19 protein-coding genes are annotated in these 24,709 nt (G+C 71.7%); 12 read left to right on the top strand and 7 right to left on the bottom strand.

The features are described from left to right. Nucleotides 1-321 precede the first annotated feature (321 nt). Entirely contained in the window at nucleotides 322-1,365 is a 1,044-nt protein-coding gene (locus ACS5RC_RS23625) for an aldose epimerase family protein (RefSeq protein WP_478346368.1), read from the top strand. Nucleotides 1,366-1,368: 3 nt separating this feature from the next. Here the strand turns inward: ACS5RC_RS23625 and ACS5RC_RS23620 are convergent, their stop codons facing one another. Further along, nucleotides 1,369-2,430: a polysaccharide deacetylase family protein gene (locus ACS5RC_RS23620; RefSeq protein ID WP_478346367.1), complete on the bottom strand. Its 1,062-nt coding sequence runs from the start codon at nucleotides 2,428-2,430 to the stop codon at nucleotides 1,369-1,371. Nucleotides 2,431-2,659: 229 nt separating this feature from the next. Between ACS5RC_RS23620 and ACS5RC_RS23615 the strand changes: the two genes are divergently transcribed. After that, nucleotides 2,660-3,853, top strand: coding sequence for a GNAT family N-acetyltransferase (locus ACS5RC_RS23615; protein ID WP_478346366.1), 1,194 nt, complete (start codon nucleotides 2,660-2,662; stop codon nucleotides 3,851-3,853). Nucleotides 3,854-3,880: 27 nt separating this feature from the next. On the opposite strand, the gene ACS5RC_RS23610 is transcribed toward ACS5RC_RS23615, so the two are convergent. Next, nucleotides 3,881-6,169 (bottom strand): exopolysaccharide transport family protein, encoded by a 2,289-nt coding sequence (locus ACS5RC_RS23610; protein ID WP_478346365.1) that lies wholly within the window; start codon nucleotides 6,167-6,169, stop codon nucleotides 3,881-3,883. A gap of 178 nt (nucleotides 6,170-6,347) precedes the next feature. Here ACS5RC_RS23610 and ACS5RC_RS23605 point away from each other — a divergent pair, with 178 nt between their 5' ends. The 3 genes from ACS5RC_RS23605 (at nucleotide 6,348) to ACS5RC_RS23595 (ending at nucleotide 8,745) form a co-directional block, all read left to right on the top strand. Next, nucleotides 6,348-6,926, top strand: a complete 579-nt coding sequence (locus ACS5RC_RS23605) for a polysaccharide biosynthesis/export family protein (protein ID WP_478346470.1) — start codon at nucleotides 6,348-6,350, stop codon at nucleotides 6,924-6,926. An 893-nt stretch (nucleotides 6,927-7,819) separates the two neighbouring features. Next, complete coding sequence (locus ACS5RC_RS23600) at nucleotides 7,820-8,311, top strand: NlpC/P60 family protein (protein ID WP_478346364.1); 492 nt, start codon at nucleotides 7,820-7,822, stop codon at nucleotides 8,309-8,311. Next, the gene (locus ACS5RC_RS23595; protein ID WP_478346363.1) at nucleotides 8,308-8,745 is read left to right on the top strand and encodes a hypothetical protein; all 438 of its coding nucleotides are present in this window, start codon (nucleotides 8,308-8,310) and stop codon (nucleotides 8,743-8,745) included. The genes ACS5RC_RS23600 and ACS5RC_RS23595 overlap by 4 nt, the downstream gene beginning before the upstream one ends. A gap of 440 nt (nucleotides 8,746-9,185) precedes the next feature. Here the strand turns inward: ACS5RC_RS23595 and ACS5RC_RS23590 are convergent, their stop codons facing one another. From ACS5RC_RS23590 to ACS5RC_RS23575, 4 genes are all read right to left on the bottom strand, one after another. Beyond that, nucleotides 9,186-12,566, bottom strand: coding sequence for a hypothetical protein (locus tag ACS5RC_RS23590; RefSeq protein ID WP_478346362.1), 3,381 nt, complete (start codon nucleotides 12,564-12,566; stop codon nucleotides 9,186-9,188). A 223-nt stretch (nucleotides 12,567-12,789) separates the two neighbouring features. Next, complete coding sequence (locus ACS5RC_RS23585; RefSeq protein ID WP_478346361.1) at nucleotides 12,790-13,158, bottom strand: hypothetical protein; 369 nt, start codon at nucleotides 13,156-13,158, stop codon at nucleotides 12,790-12,792. Nucleotides 13,159-13,195: 37 nt separating this feature from the next. Further along, nucleotides 13,196-13,759, bottom strand: coding sequence for an invasion associated locus B family protein (locus ACS5RC_RS23580; RefSeq protein WP_478346360.1), 564 nt, complete (start codon nucleotides 13,757-13,759; stop codon nucleotides 13,196-13,198). A gap of 342 nt (nucleotides 13,760-14,101) precedes the next feature. After that, the gene (locus tag ACS5RC_RS23575) at nucleotides 14,102-14,248 is read right to left on the bottom strand and encodes a hypothetical protein (protein WP_478346359.1); all 147 of its coding nucleotides are present in this window, start codon (nucleotides 14,246-14,248) and stop codon (nucleotides 14,102-14,104) included. 363 nt (nucleotides 14,249-14,611) lie between these two features. Here ACS5RC_RS23575 and ACS5RC_RS23570 point away from each other — a divergent pair, with 363 nt between their 5' ends. The 7 genes from ACS5RC_RS23570 (at nucleotide 14,612) to ACS5RC_RS23540 (ending at nucleotide 23,370) form a co-directional block, all read left to right on the top strand. Beyond that, nucleotides 14,612-16,057, top strand: a complete 1,446-nt coding sequence (locus tag ACS5RC_RS23570) for a homospermidine synthase (protein WP_478346358.1) — start codon at nucleotides 14,612-14,614, stop codon at nucleotides 16,055-16,057. A gap of 87 nt (nucleotides 16,058-16,144) precedes the next feature. After that, complete coding sequence (locus tag ACS5RC_RS23565) at nucleotides 16,145-16,705, top strand: Uma2 family endonuclease (protein ID WP_478346357.1); 561 nt, start codon at nucleotides 16,145-16,147, stop codon at nucleotides 16,703-16,705. Between the two features lie 22 nt (nucleotides 16,706-16,727). Beyond that, nucleotides 16,728-17,069, top strand: a complete 342-nt coding sequence (locus ACS5RC_RS23560) for a hypothetical protein (protein WP_478346356.1) — start codon at nucleotides 16,728-16,730, stop codon at nucleotides 17,067-17,069. 5 nt (nucleotides 17,070-17,074) lie between these two features. Beyond that, on the top strand, nucleotides 17,075-17,920 hold the full coding sequence (locus ACS5RC_RS23555; protein ID WP_478346469.1) for a DUF1206 domain-containing protein: 846 nt from the start codon (nucleotides 17,075-17,077) through the stop codon (nucleotides 17,918-17,920). Nucleotides 17,921-18,143: 223 nt separating this feature from the next. Continuing rightward, nucleotides 18,144-20,141 (top strand): SDR family NAD(P)-dependent oxidoreductase, encoded by a 1,998-nt coding sequence (locus ACS5RC_RS23550; protein ID WP_478346355.1) that lies wholly within the window; start codon nucleotides 18,144-18,146, stop codon nucleotides 20,139-20,141. Between the two features lie 178 nt (nucleotides 20,142-20,319). Then, nucleotides 20,320-20,661, top strand: coding sequence for a hypothetical protein (locus ACS5RC_RS23545; protein ID WP_478346354.1), 342 nt, complete (start codon nucleotides 20,320-20,322; stop codon nucleotides 20,659-20,661). A gap of 294 nt (nucleotides 20,662-20,955) precedes the next feature. After that, on the top strand, nucleotides 20,956-23,370 hold the full coding sequence (locus tag ACS5RC_RS23540) for an MASE4 domain-containing protein (protein ID WP_478346353.1): 2,415 nt from the start codon (nucleotides 20,956-20,958) through the stop codon (nucleotides 23,368-23,370). Between the two features lie 183 nt (nucleotides 23,371-23,553). Here the strand turns inward: ACS5RC_RS23540 and ACS5RC_RS23535 are convergent, their stop codons facing one another. Then, nucleotides 23,554-24,693: an acyltransferase family protein gene (locus tag ACS5RC_RS23535; protein WP_478346468.1), complete on the bottom strand. Its 1,140-nt coding sequence runs from the start codon at nucleotides 24,691-24,693 to the stop codon at nucleotides 23,554-23,556. Between the last annotated feature and the right edge of the window lie 16 nt (nucleotides 24,694-24,709).

Below are 24,709 nucleotides of genomic sequence, written 5' to 3'. Positions count from 1 at the left end.
TCGAGCCGGTCGGGAAAAGCGAGCCGCCCACAGGGCATCGACGTCAGCTGATAGGCCTGCGACCGCTCGGCCCCATTCTGACAAGTGGCGGACGACCGGTCGTGAACCACACACCCAGTTTACGGTTCTCATCGGGCTCCGAAGCGGACCGGCCGCTTACGGTCACCATCGGTCGCTAGTGCCGCTCATCAGAAGGCCCGAAAGCGGACCTTCCGAGGGGCCGTGAAGGGTCGGATGCCGACGCGCGCGGTCAAGCGGATTAAGTTAAGACCCTTGGATAGGGCCTCTGGATAGGGCCTCGTCCCGAGGGCAGGAGCGGCGATGGCGGGCGAGACCTTCGGGATCACGCAGGACGGGCGGGCGGTGACGCGGTTCACCCTCGCCCGCGGCCCGCTGCGGCTGCAGGCGATCGATTACGGCGCGATCATCACCCGGCTGGACGTGCCCGACCGCGACGGACGCGTGGCCAACGTGGTCCTCGGCCTCGACGCGCTCGCCGGCTACGAGACGGTGAGCCCCCATCTCGGGGCCGTGGCGGGGCGCTACGCCAACCGCATCGCCAACGGGCGCTTCGACCTCGACGGGCAATCCTATCGGCTTCCGGTCAACGAGCCGCCCAACACCCTGCACGGCGGCCCGGAGGGCTTCGCCAAGCGGCTCTGGCGCGCGGAGACCGTGGAGCCCGCCCGGCTCGTGCTGGCGCGCCGCTCCCGCGACGGCGAGATGGGGTTTCCGGGCAATCTCGACGTGACGGTGAGCTACAGCCTGCCGGAGGACGGGCTTCTGCGCATCGACTACGCCGCCTGGACCGACCGGCCGACGGTGCTGAACCTCACCAACCACAGCTACTTCAACCTCGGCGGCGAGGGCTCGGGCGACGTGCTCGGCCACCGCGTCGCGGTCTTCGCCGACGCCTTCACGCCGATCGACGCGACGGGCATCCCGACCGGCGAGATCCGCCCGGTGGCCGGCACGCCCTTCGACTTCCGCGAGGCCGCGGCCCTGGGCGCGCGCATCCGCACGGGCGATCCGCAGATCGTGCGGGGCAAGGGCTACGACCACAATTTCGTGCTGCGGGGCGAGGCCGGCCGCCTGCGCCCGGCCGCCACCTGCCTCGATCCGGGGAGCGGGCGCCATCTCGCGGTCGAGACGACCCAGCCGGGGCTCCAGCTCTACACCGGCAACACCCTCGACGGCACGCTGGTCGGCCCCTCGGGGCGGACCTACCGTGCGGGCGACGGCGTCTGCTTCGAGACGCAAGGATTCCCCGACGCGCCGAACCGGCCGGACTTCCCCTCCACGGTTCTGCGGCCGGGCGAGCGCTTCCGTGCCGCCACCACCTTCCGGTTCTCGATCGTCGGGTAGGAGTCAGGCCACGTTCAGCCGCCGCCCGCGGTTCCAGGCCAGGAACGGCACGCCCGAGAGCAGCCCCCGCAGGGCGGCCTCGCTCTGGTGGCAGCCGTTGACCGAGACCCGCGGCAGGGCCTGCAGGTGGCCGGCATGGGCGGGGAACAGGTGGCCCGGCCGGGTCGTCACAGCCGTGGCGAAGCCGAGATCTCGCGCGAGGGCGAATTCCCGCGCGCCCGCCGAGCCCGGGTCTCCCACCGGGTAGGAGAGGTGGCGCACCGGCCGGCCGATCTCCGCCTCGATGCGCGCGCGGCCCTCCGCGATCTCCCGGACGGCCGTCTCGCGGTCGTGCTTGGCCAGCATCGGATGGCTCACCGTGTGCGCCCCGATGGTGACGGCGGGGTCGCGCGCGAGGGCGCGCAGCTCGTCCCAGCCGAGGCAGAGCTCGGCCGCGACGCCGCCGGGCTCGAACCCGGCCTCGCGACAGAGACCGCTGATGCGGGCCAGCAGCTCGGCCTCCGGGCCGGCCCGCAGGTCGCGGTAGAGCGCCTCGAAGGCCAGCGTCTTCTCGGCGGGGCTGCGCGCCGGCAGGTCGAGCCTGCGTCCGCCCACCGGAACCCGGACGACCGGCAGGGCGGCGACCGCCCGCTCCAGCTCGACCCACCAGAGCCGGCCGCGCTGATCCGCGAACGCGCTCGTCACGAACAGCGTCCAGGGCGCGCCGTGGCGCGCCAGCACCGGGGCCGCGTGCCGGGCATTGTCGCGGTAGCCGTCGTCGAAGGTGAGGACGGCGAAGGGGGGCCCGTAATCCGGGGCCGCGAGGCGCTCGGGCAGGGCGTCGAGGCCGATGATCTCGAAGCCGTTCCGGTCGAGCGCGCGCAGCGTCGCGTCGAGGAAATCCGGGGTGATCGCCAGGAGCCGGTTCGGTGCGAAGGCGGCCGGCGGCTCCGGTGTGACGTGGTGGAAGGTGAGGATCACCCCGGCGCCGCGGGCGGCCGGTGCCAGCCAGCGGTCGGCACCCGTCGCGGCGACGGCCCGGAAGCCGGCATCGAACAGGCGGTGGCGGGTGCGGGAGGAGACCATCGGGGCGCTCCGGACGGAGGCCGCGAGTGTTCGGCGCTCCGGGTAAACGAATCGCCAAGGCGCGGCCGCCTCGGGAGGTGTCCCGCAAGGCTTCGTTACCCCTGTTCGGGCTCGACCCGCCCGGAACGCGGTTCCCGCGGGGGCCGTACACCGCCCCTTAGGGAGGCGCGCGCCAAGCCTGCTCCGGGCACGGCCCGGGGCCGATCCCGGGCGCGCGAGGGGATGGGGCATGGCCGTTCTCGTTCAGGACGTCGAGCCGCTGCGGGCCGGGACCCGGGCGGCCCGGGCGCAGAGCCTGCAGGCCGAGATCCTGCCGGGTCTCGCCGCCGCCGAATCCCTGTGGCGGGCGCTCGAGGTCCAGCCGGCCGCGCTCGGCACGCCCTATCAGCGCTACGACTGGCTCGCGGCCTTCGCCCGCACCCTGCCGGATCCCGAGGCGGTGCGCGTCCTCGTGCTGCGGGACGGGGCCGGACGCCCGCGCCTCCTCCTGCCGCTCGTCCTGCGCCGGGTGCGCGGGTTGAGGCTTGCCGTCCCGCTGGGCGGCGCCCAGGCCAATTACCACCTGCCGCTGTTTGCCGGGCGCGACGCGGCGGCGATCCCGGCCGAGGATCTGCGGCTCGCCCTGCGCGCGGCGGGGCGCGCGATGGGCGTCGACGTCCTCGCCCTCGGCCACCAGCCGCGGAGCTGGGACGGGGCCCTGAACCCGCTCGCGCTCGGCGCGGATTCCGCCCCGAGCGACGCCTACGGCATGCTGCTCGGACCCGATCCGGAGGCGAGCGTGCGCCGGGCCTTCAGCGGGGACGCGCGCAAGAAGCTGCGCTCGAAGGAGAAGCGCCTCGCCGAGGCGGTCGGCCCCCTCGCCTATCGCCGCGCCGAGGGCCCGGAGGAGGCGGCGCGCTGCCTCGCGGCCTTCCACACGCAGAAGGCGGCGCGCTTTGCCGCGATGGGCATCGGCGATCCCTTCGCGGCGCCGGCGACGCGCGCCTTCCTGGAGGCCGCCGCCGCGGGCGCCGACCCGGCGATCGAGATCCACGCCCTCGTCGCCGCGGAGGGCGGCCGGGTGCTCGCGACCTTCATCGGCGCGGTCGACAGGCTGCGCTTCAGCGGCATGGCCACGTCCTTCGACGCCGACCCCGCGGTCGCGCGCTTCAGCCCGGGCGATCTCCTGCTGCAGCATCTCGTGCGGGACCAGACGGCCCGCGGGCGCCGCGCCCTGGACCTCGGCATCGGCGAGGCCCGCTACAAGGCGAGCGTGTGCGACGAGACCATCGAGATCGCCGAGGTCGTCCTCGCCGTGAGCCTGCCGGGCCACGCCTACCGGCTCGCCGCCTCGAGCCTGACCCGGGCCAAGCGCCGGATCAAGCGCGATCCGAGGCTCGGGGGGCTGCTCGACCGCCTGCGCCGCCTGCGCGACCGCGCCTGAGGCCCGGGCGGGCGCCCCGGACCGGCCTCAGGCGGCCGTCAGGCGCAGCCCCGTCTCGGCGTCCTCCCGTGCCGCCTGGGCCGGCCGGTCCTGCGCCACGAGCACCTGGCCCGCGCCCGCCTCCTCGACGAGGCCGAACAGCGCGCCGAGATCCGGATCGTCGGCCGCGGCGTTCGAGGCGAGGACGACGCTGTCCATGTGCCGGGCCACCGCGGGCACCAGCGCGACCGGGCCGGCCGCGAGGCGCAGGCGGCAGATCACCCAATCGTAGCTCTCCGCCGTGGCCTCGAGCATGATCGCCAGGGTCTCGGGCTCGGCGAGCAGGACCTCGCCCTCGATGCAGCCGGTGGCGATGCGCTGGAACCCGGCGCGGCCGGTGGGCTGGATCACGTCGAGGAAGGCGGCCTCGCCCGCGACGAGATCGGTGAGGCCCGGCAGGTCGGCCTCCGTCTCGGGACCGTTCAGGTCGATCTCCAGGACCGTCGCGCCGACGCAGAGGCTCCGCGCGAGGGTGCCGGTGAGGTCGGCCGTGCCCGGCTCGGTCTCCACCACCAGCACCGTCCGTCCGCTGCCCCGGCGCGGGCCGCTCCGCAGCCGATCGACGAGGGGGCCGAGGTCGAAGCCCGCGATCTCCGCCACGGGCGCGGCCTTCTCGGCCTGCGCGCGGGCCGGGACGGGCGCCAGAGCCTGCGCGGGCGGATTCAGCGTCTCGGGGGGCGGCGGCACGAAGCCAGGGGCGGCGGCGGGCGGCGCCGCCGCTTCGGCCGCGGCGGGGCGCAGCGCGGGCGCGCTCTCGACGTCCTGCCACCGGCTCGGGGGCAGCGGCTCGGGAAAGGCGAAGCTCTCGGCGCGGACCGGATGCAGGATCGCCCCGCCCTCCCCGTCCGCGGCGCCCGGGTGCTGCCCGCCGCCCGCCGGGTCGGCCAGGAGGTGGCGGCCCACCACCGAGCCGGCGGAGAGCATCAGGGCGATCAGCGTCGCGAAGACGAGGATCGGCACCTTCTTGGGGAAGGACGGGAGCTCCGGCCGCACGGCGCGGGAGACGATGCGGGCATCGGCCGGCGTCGCGCTCTCGGCGTCGCGGGCGGCGGCCTCGCGGTAGCGGGCGAGATAGGATTCGAGCTGCTCGCGCTGGACCTTGGCCTCGCGCTCCAGCGCCCGCAGCTCGATCTCGCTGGTATTGCCCTTCACCACCACGTCGCGCTGGCCGTCGACGGCGGCCTGCAGGCTCTCGACCCGGGCGGTCGCGATCTTGGCGTCGTTGTCGAGGGTGCGCACGACGCGCTCGGCGGCGGACTTGATCTGGGCGTCGAGCTCGGCGACCTGCGCGGTGAGTTCCTTGATGCGCGGGTGGGCCGGCAGCAGGGTGCGCGACTCGAGGGCGAGCTGGGCCCGGACCGTGATGCGGTTCTCGACGGTGCGCCGGATCAGGTCGTTGTTGGCGACATCCGGGATCTCGAAGGCGCGACCGTCCTTGATCATTCCCTTGATCGACTTCACCCGGCCCGAGAGATCGGCCTGGATGGTGCGGGCCTGGGAGAGCTGGGTCGAGAGCTCACCGAGCTGCTGGCTGGTGAGGCGCTGGCCCGTATTGCCGACGAGCCCGTTCCGGGCGCGGTAGGTCTCGACCTTCGCCTCCGCCTCGGCCACGCGCTTGCGCAGCGACTCGATGTTGCTGCCGAGCCAGGTCGAGGCGTAGCGGGCCGTATCCACCTTGGCCGCCTCCAGCGAGGCGAGGTAGAGTTCGGAGACGGTGTTGGCCGCGTCCGCCGCCAGCGCCGGGTCCTTCGCGCGGAACTCCACCGAGATGATGCGCGACTTGCCGGCCGGGTAGACCAGCAGGCGGTCGAAATAGGTCTCGAGCACCCGGTCCTCGGCCGGCCGGTCGAGGGGATTCTGCGCGAGGCCGAGCAGCATCAGCAGGCGCTGGGCGATCCCGGGCGTGCCCGCGCTCGGGTCGAATTCCGGGTTGCCCACGAGCTTGAGCCGGCGGATCGCCTCGCGGGCGAGATCGCGCGACATCAGCACCTGCACCTGGCTCGCCACCGCCTGCTCGTCGATCGGCGCGACCTGGTCGGCGCGCTCCAGCGCGGTGCGGGCGAAGGCGGGGTCGCGGCTCTCGAGCAGCAGCTTGGCCTCGCCGGTGTAGCGCGGCGACACCAGCTGGACGAAGGCGCCCGCCGCGATCGCGACGAGGAGCGTCGGCACCAGGATCCAGGCCCAGGCCCGCCGGAGCACCCCCGGGAGCTGGGCGAGCGTCAGGCCGTCCCCGGTCTGGGCCGCGGCGAACGCCGTGCGCGAGCTGGTTCGAGACATGGGCGGCCTTCAACGCGAGCGGCGATGGGCAGGACACCGCACCCGCCGCACCGCATCAAACGCCGTTAAGGTTGAGCGAAAGTTAAGGCCCGACCTCGACTGCAGGACCCGCGCTCCGAGTCAGTCTTCCTTAACCTTAACAGATTACGCCGAACCGGATCCGGCAACCACGATGGCCATGGTGATGAACCGGCGCGCACTTCTCCTGGGACTTTCCGTCAGCCTCGCGCTCGGCGGCTGCCTGCGGCCCGATTACCGGACCGCCGATCTCGATGCGACGGGCACCGGCTCGATCGGCGCCCGCTACACGCTGGCGGCGGGCGACAAGCTGCGGGTGATCGTGTTCGGGCAGGACAACCTCTCGAACATATACGCGGTCGACGGGGCGGGGCGCATCGCCATGCCGCTGATCGGGACCGTGACGGTCGGCGGCCAGAGCACCGGCCAGGCCGCCCGCACCATCGAGGCGCAACTCGCCTCGGGCTACGTGCGCGAGCCGCACGTCACCGTCGAGGTGGATTCCTACCGGCCGTTCTACATCCTGGGCGAGGTCACGACCTCGGGCCAGTACCCCTACGTCAACGGCATGACGGCCGAGAGCGCGGTCGCCATCGCGGCGGGCTTCGGTCCGCGCGCGGCCCGCGACTACGTCGTGCTCACCCGCAACGGGCCGAACGGCCTCGTCTCGGGCATCGTGCCGATGAGCTACCCCGTCCGCCCCGGCGACACGATCGTCGTCAAGGAACGGTTCTTCTGAGCGCCCACGCCGCCCGGACCGCACCCCGGTCCGGGCGGCCATCCCTCGGGCGAGCCCCGATCGCGGGGCTCCGAAGCCCCGGCTTCCGTCGCGATCCGTGCGGCTCCCGGTCGCGCCGCCCGGCCCGATCGGCCGGCCCGTCGCGAAGGACGCGCGGCCCTGGGCCGTCCCGATCACCCGTCCCGCTCCCGCTCCGACCCTGCCGGCGCCGCGGGCGGCGTCCCGAGGGGCCTCCCCGCATCGACCCCTGGAGCTCTCTCCGCCGAGGCGGATGCCGGCTCGGCGCGCGTGGCAACCACGGCTCGGAGGCGTGACCCGGCCTCGCGTGGTCGCGCACGAGCCTAGGGTCAAAAATCAATCCGCTTGACCGGATAAATGGCCCCCGAGGGCGGGGGGCGGACCCTTACCCTTCGTCCTGAAGCAGACGTTCCGGCTCCGACCCATGACAGCCATCCCGACGGCCATAGGCGTTTCCCGGAAGCGGTCGATCTTCCGTCCGGCAAATTCGTTTCGGGGTAGTGAGCGGCCTTCTACGCTATGGCCGAGATCAGACGTTCGAGCCAGCAGCGGTCAATCCTGTTTTCACTGGATATGATTCAGCGTGACGGTGGGACGGAGTTTGCCGCTGAAGCTGGCCGCACTGTCTCGTTACGCTTAATAACGGCTCATCACTCTTCAATTCGCCCCCATAGGCGCATGACGGCGGTTATGATCGGGCCAGGCTTATCCCCTGATCGTCGACCAGCACTTTGCACTGCCGGATAATCTCACAGAGTCAGAGTGTGGGTTTGACAGACTGACCGACGCTCAATTGAGCATGCTTACGACCTATTGCTACTTTCCGAAATCTCATACACTATGGGCCATCAGCATAATTTCATTGAGGGTGCGCAATGGCTGAGGCGACCAACAGCGGAAAGCGAGTTGAAGTAGCGAAGAAAGCTATAGACCTCGCTATTGCGTATAAAGGGTCGGCATACAGCCAGACTGGCAAAAGTACCACGGCAATGGATTGTTCTTATTTTGTCTATCTCGTATTCAAAGAAATATTTCAAGATTATGAATACTTGAATTCTGATGGAATAACGTCTAGTCAAAAGTTCAAGACATCGTCTGGCATGAAAGTTGGCGATGTGATATTCTTCGCTGCAGGCAAGGTTCCTTATGAGGTAGAGAAGAAAAAGAATAACAAAGAATTCGGCAACCATGTTGGTATAGTGATAGGAAATTCCACATGGGTCGGCAGGCAGACGAGTAAGCTAGGAATTGTTGGTATCAATGACGCTTGGTGGTGGCCTCGTGGTCCAAAATTCTACTCGTACGTTGGCTTAGACGAGTCTTTTGTTGCACACTCTGCAGACAAAATCAGGCGCTCGATTGCATGATTAAGAGCGCACTATGCATAGCGATCATCACTGCTGTTCTGTGTAGCTCGTCAGCTGCTAAGGAAAATTCTCTATTTGGGGAATGGATGGTAGTTGATACGGCTTGTGCCGGCTGCGAGCAGAAAGGCAGAAGCGAAGCTGTACAAAAAATCAGCATCTCGCCGGCTCGAATTCTCGATCCATTTAGCGGTGGCTGCCAGGAGGATCCTTCGTTTGATGATATCAAACCCATTACTATTGAAATTTTGCAAAAAGATAAACCTATTATGAAGTCTTGGTTAAATCTTGTTAAAAATAAGACTGAACTTCGAGCTGGTTTTATAAGCTGCATGAAAATGAATTATATAAAAGTTGCTGTGTTGAGCTCCGATTATCTCATATATTTTTATGAAGACACCAGCTCGTTTCTGCTAAAGAAAAACAAATATAGATAGAATTTGCTCTAAAAAAATAAGATTTTTGCGCAATATAAGCTGCGCGTGTTTAGTATAATAATTATTGACGTTCGACCGTTCACATGCGCTTCGGCAAGCCATGGCATGAGACTGCTCTGATCGCGCAATGGAGTTCAGTTCGTGAGCGAGCGCGGCGGCGATGTCTGCTTTCATGCTTCATCGCCCGTAACCGGAACGACAAGAAACCACCCAGCCCAGACATTTTACCATGTCTCAGTGAGCCTGACCCATAGGTCCGTCCCCCCGAGGTCCGGCGGACGACCGCCGCCGCGCCGTCGCGCGGGCAGACCGCGATGAGTCGGGCTCATCGCGGTCTGGTATTCGGTCATCCTGTGCCAACTGACCTCGAAGCAGACCTTCCCTGGGTCGACAAAGGGTCGGATGCCGGCGCGCGCGGGCAAGCGGATTGAAGTCTGACCCTAGCCGGGCGGAGTGGCGGGCGCGTCGGCGCGGGTCTGGGCGCCGGGCTGGTCCCCGGTCCCGTCTCCGGGTTTGTCCCCCGCCTTGCCGCGATCGGGGATCGCGGCCTCGGGATAGCGCTTGCGGTACTCCGACAGGAAGGCGGCCAGCGTCTCGGCCTTCGAGGCGCGCTGCGCGATCTCGCGGAAGCCCGGCTGGCGCAGCGGGTCGGCGCCGGTGATCAGGGCGAAGCTGCGGGCATCCGCGCTCTCCGCCATCGCGGCGGAGAACTTCGCCTTCAGCCGCTCCAGGCCCATGCGCTCGTCGGCGAGATCGTAGGCGATGCCGGCGCGGATCACGTCGGCGCGGGCCGCCTCGTCGAGGGGTTTGGTGCCGCGCCAGACGTCGCCGAGCAGCGCCTCGTGCGCCTCGCCCGCCGCCCGCCAGCGCCGCGCCGACCACAGGATGTCGGCGCGCAGGCGCTGCACCTCCGGCCCGGCCTCGTCCGCGATCGTCTCCAGGGCGAGGTCGGTGCGGGTGAGGTCCGAGAGCGCGCGCGCGCGCACCAGCGCCCGGGCGCGACGCAGATCGGCGGGCAGCTCGGGCAGGTAGGTGGCGTCGATCGCCTCGAGGGCCATGAGGGGCTTGGCTTCCATCAGCCGCACCGCGGCCAGCCGCGCCGCCACGCTCGCCCGGGCCGTGCCCGTGAGACGGTGATCGACCTGGTGCTGGAGCAGCTCCGCCGCGGAATCGAGCAGATCGAGCCCCACGAGCCGGTCGGCGAGGCGGCGTACGACCTCGTCGCCGCGTCGGCCGATCGGGGCGAACTCCTTGAAGTCGAAGTAGAGCGCCACCGCGTCGATGCCCGGGAGCCCGTCGCCGCGCCCGCCGAGATAGATGTCGTCGAACAGGGCCTGCGCCTCGGCATTCAGCATGCGGGCGGTCTCCGAGTTCGGCGCGATCGCGCTGGCGCGCCGCGTGGCTGCGAAGGCCTCGCGGTAGCGCCCGCTCGCCGCGTAGATCCGGGCGAGGCCGGCGATGATCGCCTCCTCCGTCGCGCCGCCGTGCCAGGTCAGGCCCAGGCCCTCGAGCCGCTCGAGCGCCTCGCCGGCCTTCATCGCGCCGGTGCTCTGGGCGAGCAGGACCCGGCGCAGCGTCGCGGCCGTGGCGACGGGAAGCGCCGCCGCATCGCCGAGCCGCGCGTAGGTGTCGAGCGCCGCCACGGTCTGGCCGGTCAGCTCCTCGACCCGGGCCTTGACCAGGGCGAGCCTGTCGCGGACCAGCGCGTCGCGCGGGCGCTCGTTGGCCCGGGCGATCCGCGCCACGGCGGCGTCGATGTCGCCGGTCTCGACGGCCGCTTCCGCGGCCGCGGCCAGGATCTCGGCGCGCAGCTCGTCGGGCAGGCCGTCGGCGAGGCCGAGCGTGCGGCGGAAATCGGTCTCGGCGGCGCGCCACGCCCCGTCCCCGGCCTCCGCGGCCGCGCGCCACAGCACCGCCTCGGGATCGCGCCCCAGCACCTCTCCGCCGAGGGTCCGGCGCGCGTCCGCGAACCGGGCGGCGCGAACCTCGGCGAGGCCGCGCAGGATCGCGGTCCGGCGCTCGGCCGCGACCAGGGGATCGTCGCCGGAGGCCGCCGCGAGGGCGGACAGCGCCTCCAGCTCCAGGCCGTTGGCGATCAGGGCGCGCGCATAGGCGACGCGGAGCGGGCCGCGCGCGCCCGGAACGGCCGAGGCCGCCGCCTGGAACTGCGCGCGCAGCGCGGCGGCCACGTCGCCGAGCTTGGCCTGTTCCCAGGCTTCACGCTCGATCACCGGGGCGCCGGCCTCCGCCAATTCGGTCTCGGGCGGGCGCGGCACCGAGGTGACGGCGAGGCCGCCCTCGCGCCCGATCGTCACCCCGTCGAGGTCGGGCCGCACCGCGAGGTCGTCGGCGCCCGCGAGCACGGCGAGGCCGTAGCGGCTCGGCAGCAGCTCGAAATCGACGAAGCGCAGGCGCTTGGACAGGCTCGCCGGGCGCCGCGTCCGTGTGGTCACCACCGCGACGCGCTCGCCGTCGAGATCGACCCAGGTGGCCGCGCCCGGCTGGAGGAGGTCGACGGCGATGCCGAAATGCCCTGCTGAATCGGGGCGTCGGGACGGGGTGAGGACGCCGCTCGGCCTCAGGGTCTCCCCGGCCACGAGTTCCCAGCCCGCGCCCTCCCCGACCGCGACCGGGATGAGGTCGAGCAGCCGCCCCTGCGGCACGGAAAAGCGCAGCAGCACGAGGTTGCCGGTCCGCCGCGGCGCGCCGAGCGGCTGCAGCGCCGCCGCTCCGGGCGGCTGCGGGCTCACGGATTCGTCCGTTTCGAAAGCGAGCGTCGCGATGCCCGCCCGCTCGAACAGGGCGACGGGCGGCAGGCTGCGGAAGCCGAAGACCAAACCGGTGCCGGGCGCGCGCAGCGGCGGCTCCGCCGGCCTAGCGGGCGCGGCCGCAGGGGCGGGCGCGTCGGCGCGCGTGCCGGTCCCGGCCGGCCGCGCCTCCGCCGCCTCGCCTCCGGCCGGCGCCCCGCGCTCGGCGGACGGGGTGGGCAGGATCTGGCCGGAAGCGGGCTGGCCGGAAGCGGGCTGGCCGGGGATGGGCTTGCCGGGATCGGGCTGCGGCGCCTCGATCTTCGCGACGTCGATGCTGACCTCCCCCTCCTCGCGCTCCACCGTGACGGCGTAGCCCTCGGCCGGGGTCAGCAGCAGGCTCGCCTCGGCGTCCCGCGACTCCGCCGCGAGGGCGGCCAGCGCCGGCTTGGTGCGGCCGTTGGCCTCGGCGGTGTCGATCGTCCAGGCGCCCGGGATGCGCAGACGGGTCGCGGGACCCTCCTGCACCGTCTCCGTGCGGATCTCGGGCGGCAGGCGCAGCGACAGCCGCGTGAGCGTCGGCAGGTGGGCGAGTTCGAGAGCGAGCGTCCGGCGCACCGGCGGCGGCGTGCGCGCCCGCAGCGCCGCCTCGGCGGCGACCGCCCTGCGGGCGAGATCGGCCACCACCTCCGGCGGCAGCGGCGGCGGCAGGCCCGCCCAGCCCTCGGGCAGCAGATCGACGAAGACCTGCTCGCCTGCCTCCTGCACGTTGACGCGGTAGGGTTTCTGAAGGCCGAGGCGCAGGCCGCTGCCGTCCGGATCGCGCCGCACCAGCGCGATGTAGGCCGGCATCTCCTCGGCGAGGCGATCGCCGCCCGCGCTGATGCGCTCGCCGTAGCTCAGCACCAGCACGCCGCCGGAGACGCGCGCCTTGACCGAGACCGGCTTGTCGAAGGTGAGCGCGATCCGGCCGTAGCCCTGGGGCTCGGCGCCCCTGGCGGCGACCAGCCGCGCCGCCTCGGCCGGCGCGAGCGCGAGGCCGAGGACCAGCGCCGAGGCCAGCCCCGCGCCCATCGTCCGCCGCAACCGGGGCGGCCGGCCGCCTCCTGTCTGCCGCCGGCGGCCCCGCCCCTCGCCCATTCCACCTGCACCCGAGTGCGGCGGGCGTCCCCGTCGGGGGACGCGACGCCCCGCCGCCACATGGGGGAAGTCTCGCGCGGCGCGGCTAACGCGGGCTTAAGATGCGGCCCCTCGGATGCGCCGATCCACGACGGAGCGCCTCCGTCGCGGCGGCGCCTCAGCGGCGGGCGATCAGGTCGGGGACGATGCGGCTTCCCGGGCCGAAGGTCTCGATGGCGCGCCGGCAATTGGCCGCGACGTCCTGGCGGTAGCTCTCGCGATAGGCATCCGTCGCGAGTTTCAGCACGCCGCTGCCCAGATCCGCCGGCTCGACGCCGAGGCGCCGGATCGCGGCCTCGAGGCGCCCGGCATCGCCGCGCAGCTCCGGGCAGGCGGCCTCGACGAACCCCACCAGCCCCGTGAGCTTGGCCGCCATGCTCTGGGCCCGGTCGAGCTGCGGCGGCGGTCCCGCCTCGGGCCCGGTCCCCTGCGCCGTCGCCGCTCCGGCCGAGACGGCGAGCAGCGCCGCAAGCCCGATCCGCCTCATCCTGCTCTCCCGCCTCGCCCTTCGGTCGCCCGGGCTATCAGCTTCCGAGCGCGATCGCACGCGCGAAGGCGGGCGCGAAGCCGGCGAGCGGCAGGGTGATGGCGACCGGCTCGCCGCCCGAGGCCTTCTGCCCGGTCACCACGAGCGCCTTGGCAGTCTTCATCGCGTCGGTGGCGAGGGCGGGGAAGCTGATCGGCACGAGGCAGCCGTCGCCGGTGCAATAGGCGTAGAAGGCGCCCTTCCCGAGCGCGGCCTCGTCGAGCTTGAAGGTCACGCCCGGCTCGATGGCGAGGCCGAACGGCATCAGGATCAGGCCTTCGGCCCGCCCGTCCCGCGGGGCCCGCAGCTCCAGGGCGAACTGCCGCCGGCCGGTCGCCTTGTCGCCCTGGGACTGCGCGACCATACAGGTCGTGCGGCCGTCTCCGCGCGCGCAGCTCGTCGTCCACTCGCCGTAGGTTTCGCTGAGGGTGTCGGCGCCCGCCGGCCAGATCGCGGCGGGCTGGGTCGCGGCAGCCTGGGCCGCGGCGGGCTGGGCAGCCGATTGCGCCGGGCCGGGCTTGGCCTCGGCGGCCGGCTTCTCCGGCGGCTTGGCCCGCTGCACCGGCTTCGGCCGCGGCCTTGCCTTGGGAGCGGGCTCCGCCGCGGCCGGCGGATCCGCGGCGGGCGCTTCCGCGTCCTGAGCCGCGCAAGGCGCCGCGCCCAGGAGCAGGAGGGCCAGCACGGCCGCACGCCGACGCGCCGGGCGGACGGGTTCGGAACGAAGCGCGCGTGTCGCCATGGCTGGATCGATTCCCCCAGCGCCGCCGGTGCGCCGCCGCTGCGACGGATCCCGGAAGGCACATACGATCAAGAGCTTAGAGTCGTTTCAAGATCCCGGTGGATCGTTGCCACGGCTCTAGCGCCTGTCGGGGAGGGACGCAATCATGCCCGTTTCGGAAGACGATCAGGGCAGGCGGTAGGCGTCGACCGTCCGCGGACCGCGACCGCGCAGGCGGCGGGCGAAGCGGAAGGCCAGGGTGAGCAGGCCGGGATCGCGATCCACCGGCTCCTCGGTGTGATCGGGCAATTGCGAGACGAGAACGGATAGCATGGCACGCTCCTGAGTGAGCAGGCGCTTCCCGTGGGGCCTTGGACCCTTCTGTTGCATTGCAATATCGAGGCTGCGTCGGACGCGGGCAACGCGTGCTTTTGCGGATGACGCATGCAATCCAATCATGGATCAAGGCGGCGACCTCAACCGTCCGGTAACCTCTGGCGCGCCGGTTGACCCGCAGGGTCCCGGGCGTCAGTAAGGGCCGCGCGGGCGATGCCCTGGGGCGCGGCACGGGCCGGCGCCGGTCCGGGCTCGGAACGCCGGGCGGCTCTCCGCCCGCCGCTTCGGGCGGCTGTCGCCGATCCGTCATGGATGCCGCTTAACCACGGGCCGCCTCCAGCCATAAGGAACCACCCCACGATGACCGATCAGCCGACCCGTCACCCGATTCACGGCCGCATCAGCGGTCCCATCGTGATGATCGGCTTCGGCTCGATCGGCCGCGGCACCCTGCCGCTCATCGAGCGCCATTTCACGTACGACCGCGCCCGCTTCACGGTGATCGATCCGGTCGACACGCACCGGGCACTCGCCGAGACGCACGGGCTGCGCTTCGAGCAGGTGGCGCTGACGAAGGAGAACTACCGCGACGTGCTCACCCCGCTGCTCACCGAGGGCGGCGGCCAGGGCTTCTGCGTCAACCTCTCGGTCGACACCTCGTCGCGCGCCATCCTGGAGCTCTGCCGCGAGCTCGGCGCCCTCTATATCGACACGGTGGCCGAGCCCTGGCCGGGCTTCTACTTCGACAAGTCGAAGAGCCAGGGCGACCGCACCAACTACGCCCTGCGCCAGGACATCCTCGATGCCCGCGCGCAGAAGCCCGGCGGCACCACCGCGGTCTCCTGCTGCGGCGCCAATCCCGGCATGGTCTCGTGGTTCGTCAAGCAGGCGCTCCTCGACATCGCCCGCGACACGGGCGTCGAGACCCCGACGCCGAAGAGCCGCACCGAGTGGGCGGCGCTGATGCGGGAGCTCGGCGTCAAGGGCGTCCACATCGCCGAGCGCGACACCCAGCGCGCCAAGCACCCCAAGCCCCAGGGCGTCTTCGTCAACACCTGGTCGGTCGAGGGCTTCGTGTCGGAGGGCAACCAGCCGGCCGAACTCGGCTGGGGCACGCACGAGACCTGGATGCCCGGGAACGCCCGCGAGCAGAAGACGGGCTCGCGGTGCGCGATCTACCTGCTCCAGCCCGGCGCCGACACCCGCGTGCGCTCCTGGACGCCGACGGCCCAGGCGCAGTTCGGCTTCCTCGTGACCCACAACGAGGCCATCTCGATTGCGGACTACTACACCGTGCGCGAGGGCGAGACGCCCGTCTTCCGCCCGACCTGCCACTACGCCTACCACCCGGCCAACGACGCGGTGCTCTCGCTGCACGAGATGTTCGGCAACGCCGGCCGGGTGCAGGAGCGCCAGCACATCCTCGACGAGACCGAGATCGAGGACGGCATCGACGAGCTCGGCGTGCTGGTCTACGGCCACGCGAAGAACGCCTACTGGTACGGCTCGCAGCTCTCCATCGAGGAGACGCGGGCGATCGCCCCCTACCAGAACGCCACCGGCCTGCAGGTGACCTCCGCCGTGCTCGCCGGCATGGTCTGGGCGCTGGAGAACCCGGAGGCCGGGATCGTCGAGGCCGACGAGATGGATTTCCGCCGCTGCCTCGAGGTGCAGACGCCGTATCTCGGCCCCGTCGTCGGCGTCTACACCGACTGGACCCCGCTCACGGACCGTCCGGGCCTGTTCCCGGAGGACATCGACGCGAGCGACCCCTGGCAGTTCCGCAACGTGCTCGTGCACGGCTGAGGCCGCGCCTGAGACCGAACGCCCCGCTGTTGCGGGGCGGGCGGGCGATGCTACCATCCGGGCCGACGTTCACACGCTGAGGCCCCGATGGCGCTGGCCGCGAGACGCGACGCCCCGATGCGCGTCCAGGAGTACCGCGGCTGGGTCGAGACCCGGCCGGACGAGGAGCGCTGGGAGTTGCTGGACGGCGAGCCGGTGCTGATGGCGCCGGCCAAGCACCGCCACCAGAAGATCGTCTACAACCTGCTGCGCCGTCTCGGCGACTTGGCCGATGCGCGCGGATGCGACGCGCTGCCCGGCCTCGCCATCCTCAGCGAGACGATGGACGATTTCGCACCGATTCCGGACATCGTCGTGCGGTGCGGGCCGCCGCTCCCGGACGGCTATGCGAGCGATCCGATGCTCGTCGCGGAGGTTCTCTCCCCCTCGACGATCCTGAACGACCGCGGCCGCAAGGCATCCTTCTACCGCACGGTCGCCAGCCTCCAGATCTTCCTGATCGTCTACCAGAACGAGCCTAGGATCGAAGTCTGGCGCCGTGCGGCGGATTGGGAGATGCAGGTCCTTGGTCCAGGTGACCGCATCGAGCTGCCCGAACTCGGCGGCGACGTCGCCGTCGCCGACGTCTATACCCGCGTCAGCTTCTGAATTTTCGTTAGGTCCGTCGCCCTTGCCCCACTTCGAAGAGTTCTACGCCGACAAGCTGCGCGGCTCCCTCGGCGTCACCGATGCCGAGGCGGTGCTCGACCTGCGCGGCGCCGACCGCGTCCGGGCGGAGGCCTCGCTCAAGGACATGCTGGAGCGCAGCCGGTTCGGGAAGGGCAAGAGCGTGGCGATCCGCCTCGACGCGCCGCCGGAGGGCGGGGGCGAGACCCTGTTCCAGCCGATCGGGCGCCAGCTCCTCGACGCCAAGCGGCGCGGCCTGGTGGAGCGCCTGCAGACGCTGCCCGCCCAGGACGGCCTCGGCTTCTACGTCGCGCTCTCGGGCAAGACGCAGCGTCCGGCTCCGTGACGCCCCTGCGGCGGCTCGGCGGCCGCAACACCTTGGAGCGCCTCGCCCGCTTCGGCTACGGGGCCCGCGGGCTCGTCTACTGCGTGGTCGGCGCTCTCGCGGTGCTCGCCGCCGTCGGCCGGGGCGGGCAGGCCGACGGCAGCAAGGGCGCCCTGCGGGCCGTGCTCGGAGGCCCGTTCGGCGCGGTGGTCGTCGGGATCATCGCGCTCGGTCTCCTCGGTTTCGCCCTGTGGCGCCTCGTCGAGGGCATCACCGACGCCGACCGGCGCGGCAGCTCGGCGAAGGGCCTCGCGGTCCGCGGCGCCCACCTCGTCAGCGCCGGGATCTATGCGGGCCTCAGCCTCACCGCCGCGAGCCTCAGCCTCGGCCTCGGCCTGCACGGCGGCGACGGCGTGCAGGATTGGAGCGCGTGGCTCATGGCCAAGCCGCTGGGGCGCTGGCTCCTGGCGCTGATCGGGCTCGCGGTGGTCGGCGGCGGCTTCGGCTTCCTCGGCAAGGCGATCTCCGGCGACGTCACCGAACGCCTCGCCCTCGACGCCGGCCGCCTGCGCTGGGCGCGGCCCCTCGGGCGCTTCGGCTACGCCGCGCGCGGCATCGCCTTCCTGATCATCGGCGGCTTCCTCGTCGCGGCGGCGTGGCACCAGCGCTCCTCGGAGGTGAAGGGTCTGGCCGAGGCCTTCGGGCTGCTGCGGGCCCAGGTCTACGGCTGGGTCCTGCTCGCGCTGGTGGCCGCCGGGCACGTCGCCTTCGGGGCCTTCGGGCTGATCCAGGCGCGCTACCGACGCATCGACGCCCCCGACATCGACGAGACGGACGACGCGGCCGCGCGGGCGCTGCGCGAACTGGCCTGAGCACGATCGCGTCGGGGACGATCGTGCTCGGGCGCGACGAGCGCCCTGCCGAGCGGGCCTGGGCCCGGCCGCGGGAGCGAGCGGAGCGCGCGCCAAGGTCGCGGAGGCCGCCGCTGGGCTACGCGGCGGGCGGGAGTCGGGGTGACCGCGTCAGCGATGGCCCCGGCCCGAGGCGCCGGCCGCGTTGACAGCATCCGGCCGTCGGCGGATACCGCGCCCACCCATGCAGCCGCGCCACACCAAGACCGCCGTGATGGTCGTCCACGATCTCGTGGCGACCGCTCTGGCCGTGGTCCTCACCTTCAGCTTCCGCTTCACCGGGGCGCCGCTCTCGGAGCGGCTGCACGCGCTGCCGCTGCTGCTGCCGCCGTTCCTCGCGCTCGCCGGCCTCGTCTACGCGCGGTTCCGGCTCTACCGGACCAAGTGGCGCTTCGCCTCGCTGCCCGATCTGGCCGGGATCGTGCGCGCGGCGAGCGTGCTGGCGCTGACGCTGCTCGTGGTCGACTACGTGCTGGTCTCGTCCGACCTCTACGGGTTCTACTTCTTCGGCAAGATCGCCATCGTCCTGTACTGGGTGCTGCAGATCTTCCTCCTCGGCGGCACCCGGCTCGCCTTCCGCTACCTGAAATACGCCCGCTCGCGCCAATCGAGCGCGCGGGCCGCCACGGTGCCGACGCTGCTCCTCGGCCGCGGCGGCGACATCGAGGTGCTGCTGCGCGCCATCGAATCGGGCTCCGTGAAGAAGCTCGCGCCCCGGGGCATCCTCTCGCCCCGCGCCGACGAGGCCGGGCAGATGATGCGCGGCGTGCCCGTGCTCGGCGGCTTCGCCGATCTCGAGCGGGTGCTGGCGGCCCTCGCCGAGCGCGGGCCCCCCGTGCGCCGCCTCGTGGCGACGCCGAGCGCGCTCGCGCCCGAGGCCGAGCCCGACGACCTGATCGCCCGGGCCCGCCGCCTCGGCCTGCCGCTGGTGCGGGTGGCGAGCCTCGGCGAAGGCGTGCGCGACGCCGAGCTCGCGCCCCTGGAGATCGAGGACCTGCTGCTGCGCCCGACCGTCGCGATCGACCGGACGCGGCTGGAGCGCTTCCTCTCGGGCAAGCGGGTGATCGTCACGGGCGGCGGTGGCTCGATCGGCTCCGAGATCTGCCTGCGGGCGCTGGCGTTCGGCGCCGCCCGCATCCTCGTGGTGGAGAGTTCCGAGCCCGCGCTCCACGGCATCCTGAGCCAGCCGGCCGTGCTGGCCTCGGGCGGCGCCGTGACGGGCGCGCTCGCCGACATCCGCGACGGGGCGCGCCTGCGCGCGGTCTTCGCGGAGTTCGGCCCGGACTACGTCTTCCACGCCGCCGCGCTCAAGCAGGTGCCCTACCTCGAGCAGGATTGGAGCGAGGGCATCAAGACCAACGTCTTCGGCTCGATCAACGTGGCCGACGCCACGCTGGCCGTCGGCGCCCGGGCGCTGGTGATGATCTCCACCGACAAGGCGATCGAGCCGGTCTCGCAGCTCGGCGTCACCAAGCGCTTCGCCGAGATGGTGGCCCAGGCCCGCGACGCGGAGCAGGCCGCGGTGCCGGGCCACCCGACCCGGCTCATCGCCGTGCGCTTCGGCAACGTGTTGGGCTCCGTCGGCTCGGTGGTGCCGGTGTTCAAGGCCCAGATCGCCCGCGGCGGCCCGGTCACCGTCACGCATCCCGAGATGGTGCGCTACTTCATGACGGTGCGCGAGGCGGCCGACCTCGTCCTCACCGCGGGCTCGCACGCCGACGGGGAGGCCCGCGCCCTGCCGCCTGCCGAGGCCGACCGGCGCGCGGCCGTCTACGTGCTGAAGATGGGTCAGCCGGTGAAGATCCGGGAACTCGCCGAGCGCATGATCCGGCTCGCCGGCTTCGAGCCCGGCGAGGAGATCGAGATCGCCTATTCGGGTGCGCGGCCGGGCGAGCGCCTCAACGAGATCCTGTTCGCCCGGGAGGAGCCCCGCGTCGGCCTCGAGGGCATCGACGGCGTGATGGCGGCGAGCCCCGTCTTCGCCGACCGCGCCCGGCTCGATGCCTGGATCGCGGCCCTGCGCGAGGCGGTCGCCCGCGGCGACCGGGCGGCGGCCGACGCGGTGTTCGAGGCCGCGATCCCGCATTTCCGCGAGCGCCAAGCCGGGCAGGCGGTCCGGGTCGAGGCCGCCGAGGCCGCGGCTTCCCGGCTTCCCGCTCCCGCGGCGCTGCCCTCCGCCTGATCCGCGTCCCGCGGGCGCGATGGCCGGCCCGGCGCAGGGGGCCGGCCGCGCCGGATCGGGCAGGACGATTCCGCCGATCCCGACGGGCCGGACCTCCGGAGTTCGGGTATAGGGGAGGCACGCGGACCGTTGCGGCCCATCGGGACCGCCGGGCGCCCTGGGGGAAAGAACAGATCCCATGATGACGACGCGCCGTCCGTCCGCTCCCGGCACGGGATGCCCCCCGGAACGCGCCCCCGCCCCGTCCCGCTGCCGCCTGGCCTCGCGCCCGGCCGTTGTCCTGGCCGCCGCGCTGACCTGGGCCTCCCCCGCCGCGGCGGAGGAATCCTGCAGGGCCACGCTCGGCCCGAGCCGTGCGGCCACGCTCGTCGCGCGCTGCGCCGCGGTCTCCCCCGCGACGCGCCCGCCCTGCAACGCGGCCAACCCGTGCGCCCTGATCGAGGAGGAGATCGCCCGGGGTTGCGCGCTCCTCGACGACGAGGCGCCGGATTTCTGCATCGCCTACCGGCTGGAGCGCTGACCCGGGCGGCCGAAAACCGAGCATTCAACCGTCAAAACCGGCTCGATCCGGATCGGAGCGAGCCAAGTTCTGTGCAGAAATAGAATTCAGCCGGATTGTCTTGCCGTACAGCGCCGATGTTCTGGATAAAACTCGGATGGTTTGAGATCTGAATATCGGGATATGTGCCATATTTATTACAGCGCATCGCCGATGTTTCGAGCTTGTCTTTTGCGCCTGCTTTGCGCCGTGCTACGGTGACCTGATCCTACGCGAGCTGGCGTCCCGACAGCGCGCTTCGTCACGGAGCCCGCGATGGACGGAGATCCAGTCCTTCGGACCCTTGCCACCGTGCAGGCCGGCGGGCGCCAGCGCGTCCTGGCCGGGCTCGTCTGCGCCGCCTTCGGTGCCGTGACGCTGGCGCTCCTGCCCGTCGCGGCCCAGCCCATGCCGCGGGTGCCGGGCTTCGTGCCGGTCTACCAATCCGCGCTGATCGTGGTCTACGCCCTGACCACCTACCTGTTCTTCGCCCAGTACCGCCGGACCCGCTCGGTGCCCCTGCTCGTGCTGGGGGCGGGCAGCCTGTACGTGACGCTGATCGTCTCGGCCCAGCTCCTGTCCTTCCCGAATCTCCTGGCCGAGGGGCGCCTGCTCGGCAGCGGGCCCGACACCACGATCTGGCTCTGGACGCTCTGGCATGTCGGGCCGCCCCTGTTCGCCCTGCCCTACGCGATCATGGAGAGCGACAGCCGCACCCGGCTGGTGCCGCCCGCGCGCGTCGCCGGGATCGGCTGGCTCGCCGTGGCCGCGACCGGGGCCGCGGTCGCGCTCGCGACCGTCGCGGTGACGCGCTACGTCCACCTGCTGCCCAAGAGCGTCGTGGGCGACGATTACGGGCTGCTGACGACGTCGGGGATCGGACCCGTCGTGATGGCGCTGACCGTGGCGGTGCTCGCCATCCTGTGCTGGACCACGCGTCTGCGCACGATCCTGCAGCTCTGGCTGGCCGTCTCGCTCCTGCTTCTGGCGTTCGACAACCTGATCACGCTGCCCGGGGCGGCCCGGGGCACGGTGGGCTGGTTCGCCGGGCGCCTGGAGGCGCTCGCGGCCGGCCTGATCGTGCTCGGGGTGTACCTGCGCGAGGTCGACTTCCTCTACGCCCGCGCCGAGGCCGCGGCCCGGGAGCGCGAGCTGCGGCGGGCGGAGCTGCAGCTCGCGCGCGACAACCTCGCCCTCGCCCTCGAGGCCGCCGAGATGGGCGATTGGGAGCTCGATCTCCGCTCCGGCGTCTCGCGGCGGACGGGGCGGCACGATGCGATCTTCGGCTACGACCGCCCGGCGGCCGAATGGACCGTCGAGACGTTCCTCCGGCACGTCGTCCCGGAGGACCGGGGCATGGCCCAGGCCGCGCTCGCGGATTGCGCCGGGACGGGGCGCCTGGATCTCCATTGCCGCATCCGGCGGGCCGGCGACGACGCGCTCCGGTGGATCGCGATGCGCGGCAAGGTCTATCGCGACGCGACCGGCCGGCCCGCGACCCTCGCGGCCCTCGTGATGGACGCTACGGCGCGGCACGAGACCGAGGAGCGCCTGAACCAAGCCCAGAAGATGGAGGCGATCGGCCAGCTCACCGGCGGCGTCGCGCACGACTTCAACAACCTGCTGACCATCATCGTGGGCAATCTCGACATGATCGTGCGCCGGCCCGAGGAGGCCGGGCGCGTCGCGCGGCTGGCGAATTCGGGGCTGCAGGCGGCCCGGCGCGGGGCCGAGGTCACCGAGAAGCTGCTGGCCTTCTCGCGCCGGCAGGTTTTGCGCGCCGAGACGGTCAACCCCAACCACCTGCTCAAGGATTTCGAGGGCCTGCTGCGGCGCGCCGTCGGCGAGACCATCGCGGTGCGGCTCGATCTCGATGCGAGCCTCGACCCCGTCCGGCTCGATCCCGGCCAGTTCGAGAGTGCGATCCTGAATCTCGCGGTCAACGCGCGCGACGCCATGCCGGGCGGCGGGACGCTGACCGTGAAGACCCACAATGCGAGCCTCGACGCCGACGCGCTCGCGGAGCGGCCCGACCTCGCGCCCGGACCCTATGTCTGTGTCGCCGTCTCCGATACGGGCCACGGGATGGAGGCCGCCACGGCGGCCCGCGCCTTCGAGCCGTTCTTCACCACGAAGGAGGTCGGGCGCGGCACGGGCCTCGGTCTCAGCCAGGTCTACGGCTTCGTGCGGCAGGCCGGCGGCCACGCGCGGATCCGGAGCGGGCCGGGCCAGGGCACGGTGATGGAGCTCTACCTGCCGCGCTCGGGCGAGCGCGTCGTCGCGAGCCGGACGGACGGCGCGCTGCCGCTCCGCCGCGCCGCGGCCGGCGAGGTCGTGCTGGTGGTCGAGGACGAGCCGGCCGTGCTGGAGGTGGCCGTCGAGAGCCTGGGCGAGCTCGGCTACCGCACGCTGACGGCCACGCAGGCCGCCGAGGCCCTGGACCGCTTGCGGGGCCCGGAGCGGATCGACATCCTGTTCTCGGACGTGGTGATGCCGGGCGGCATGAACGGCGTGCAGCTCTCCGTGGAGGCGCGCCGCCTGCGGCCGGGCCTCAGGGTCCTGCTGACCTCCGGCTATACCGGCTCGGCCCTCGACGATCAGGGCCTCCCCGCCGACCTGCCGCTGCTCAGCAAGCCCTATCAGCGCGACGAGCTCGCGAACCAGCTGCGGGTGGTGCTGGGCCGGCCCTGAGACGACCCGTCCGGGAATCCGCGGGCCGGATGGCGGGGCCGTCCACGCCGCGGGCCTCGTCGCGTGAGAGGCGAATGGGTTCGCGCGAGCCCGGGACGGCGACCGACATCGGGGTCGATCGCGTATCGCACGGGCTCGGTCGCTCCGGCCGGTCCACCGGTGGGGTTGTCGCCCGTGCCGCCTTCAGAGGCCGCCCACCAGGGCCGGCTGCCGGGCGGCTGCCTTGTGCTGGCGCATCATCTGGTTGAGCGGGGTCTCGAGCCATCGATAGGAGGCCGCCCCGATGAGGACGGATACGACGACGGCGCCGATGCGGTAGCCGAGCTCCAGTCCGGCCGGCAGATGCAGGAGGCCGGCGAGCTTGCCGCAGGCCGACAGGACGAACCAGTGCGACAGGTAGAGGCTGAAGGACGCGTTCCCCAGGAACCAGGCCGTACGGTTCAACCGGTTGTCCGTTTGCAGGCGGCGCCGTGCGAGCACCCCCAGGGTGAACAGCGCCGCCGCCGCCGCGATGCGCATCACCAGATGACGGCTCCACGCGTCGCCGAGCCAGAAGGCGATCGCCAGCGCGCACAGGCAGCCGGCCCCGATGACGAGGCGGATCCGGGTCTCGCTCTCCTCGGCGCAGCGGAAGAGCCAGCCGAACCCGAACAGCAGCATGTAGGGGGTGAGCAGATGGAGCGTCCAGGCGCCGTGATCCGCGCTCCGCCCGAGATAGCAGCCGACGCAACCCATGAGGACCAGCGCGCCGCCGACCAGGGGCTTCGTCCGCCGCGTGAGGGGCGTGACGAGGAGGACCGCGGCGACGACCTCATAGAAGAGCATCTCGTGCTCGAGCGTCCAGCCGGGGCCGAGCAGCGGGAACCGCATCTGCGGCCACATCAGGTAGGATTGGGCGAGGTAGGAGAGGCTCAGGTCGGCCGGGGAGAGCAGCCACCGGGGCTTCGTGAGATGGACGAGCAGCGCCAGTGTGGTGAAGATCGCGTAGAGGGGCAGGATGCGTTTGATCCGCGTCCGCAGAAATTCGCCGGCGCTCGGAGAGCGCGGGGCGACCATGCAGATGATGAAACCCGATACCAGGAAGAAGATCTCGACTCCGATGCCGCCGAATGCGGCGTAAGGCGCATCCAGGATCGAGGCATCGGAAAAGTGCTTCGTTGCCAGATCGGAGTGAATCACGACGACCTCGATTGCCGCGGCGGCTCTGATCCACTGGATGTCGCCTCGACGATCCGTCACATCCAATCCCCCCTCGATCGAGCCGGCCCCGGCGGGAGGGCAGACGAAGCCCAGCCTTGACGGGTAGTACCAAACCCCTGCCATCTGCCCTTGCGTCTTC

The sequence above is a fragment of the Methylobacterium sp. HJ2 genome, assembly GCF_056431005.1.
Note: the sequence above shows the minus strand (reverse complement) of the source record. Positions and strands in the feature narration are given on the sequence as shown.

Bases quoted from the DNA above. Each gene is read 5' to 3' on its own strand.
- ACS5RC_RS23625 (WP_478346368.1), top strand. From the start codon at position 322: ATGGCGGGCGAGACCTTCGGGATCACGCAGGACGGGCGGGCGGTGACG.
- ACS5RC_RS23620 (WP_478346367.1), bottom strand. From the start codon at position 2,430: ATGGTCTCCTCCCGCACCCGCCACCGCCTGTTCGATGCCGGCTTCCGG.
- ACS5RC_RS23615 (WP_478346366.1), top strand. From the start codon at position 2,660: ATGGCCGTTCTCGTTCAGGACGTCGAGCCGCTGCGGGCCGGGACCCGG.
- ACS5RC_RS23610 (WP_478346365.1), bottom strand. From the start codon at position 6,169: ATGTCTCGAACCAGCTCGCGCACGGCGTTCGCCGCGGCCCAGACCGGG.
- ACS5RC_RS23605 (WP_478346470.1), top strand. From the start codon at position 6,348: ATGGTGATGAACCGGCGCGCACTTCTCCTGGGACTTTCCGTCAGCCTC.
- ACS5RC_RS23600 (WP_478346364.1), top strand. From the start codon at position 7,820: ATGGCTGAGGCGACCAACAGCGGAAAGCGAGTTGAAGTAGCGAAGAAA.
- ACS5RC_RS23595 (WP_478346363.1), top strand. From the start codon at position 8,308: ATGATTAAGAGCGCACTATGCATAGCGATCATCACTGCTGTTCTGTGT.
- ACS5RC_RS23590 (WP_478346362.1), bottom strand. From the start codon at position 12,566: ATGGGCGCGGGGCTGGCCTCGGCGCTGGTCCTCGGCCTCGCGCTCGCG.
- ACS5RC_RS23585 (WP_478346361.1), bottom strand. From the start codon at position 13,158: ATGAGGCGGATCGGGCTTGCGGCGCTGCTCGCCGTCTCGGCCGGAGCG.
- ACS5RC_RS23575 (WP_478346359.1), bottom strand. From the start codon at position 14,248: ATGCTATCCGTTCTCGTCTCGCAATTGCCCGATCACACCGAGGAGCCG.
- ACS5RC_RS23570 (WP_478346358.1), top strand. From the start codon at position 14,612: ATGACCGATCAGCCGACCCGTCACCCGATTCACGGCCGCATCAGCGGT.
- ACS5RC_RS23565 (WP_478346357.1), top strand. From the start codon at position 16,145: ATGGCGCTGGCCGCGAGACGCGACGCCCCGATGCGCGTCCAGGAGTAC.
- ACS5RC_RS23550 (WP_478346355.1), top strand. From the start codon at position 18,144: ATGCAGCCGCGCCACACCAAGACCGCCGTGATGGTCGTCCACGATCTC.
- ACS5RC_RS23545 (WP_478346354.1), top strand. From the start codon at position 20,320: ATGATGACGACGCGCCGTCCGTCCGCTCCCGGCACGGGATGCCCCCCG.
- ACS5RC_RS23540 (WP_478346353.1), top strand. From the start codon at position 20,956: ATGGACGGAGATCCAGTCCTTCGGACCCTTGCCACCGTGCAGGCCGGC.
- ACS5RC_RS23535 (WP_478346468.1), bottom strand. From the start codon at position 24,693: ATGGCAGGGGTTTGGTACTACCCGTCAAGGCTGGGCTTCGTCTGCCCT.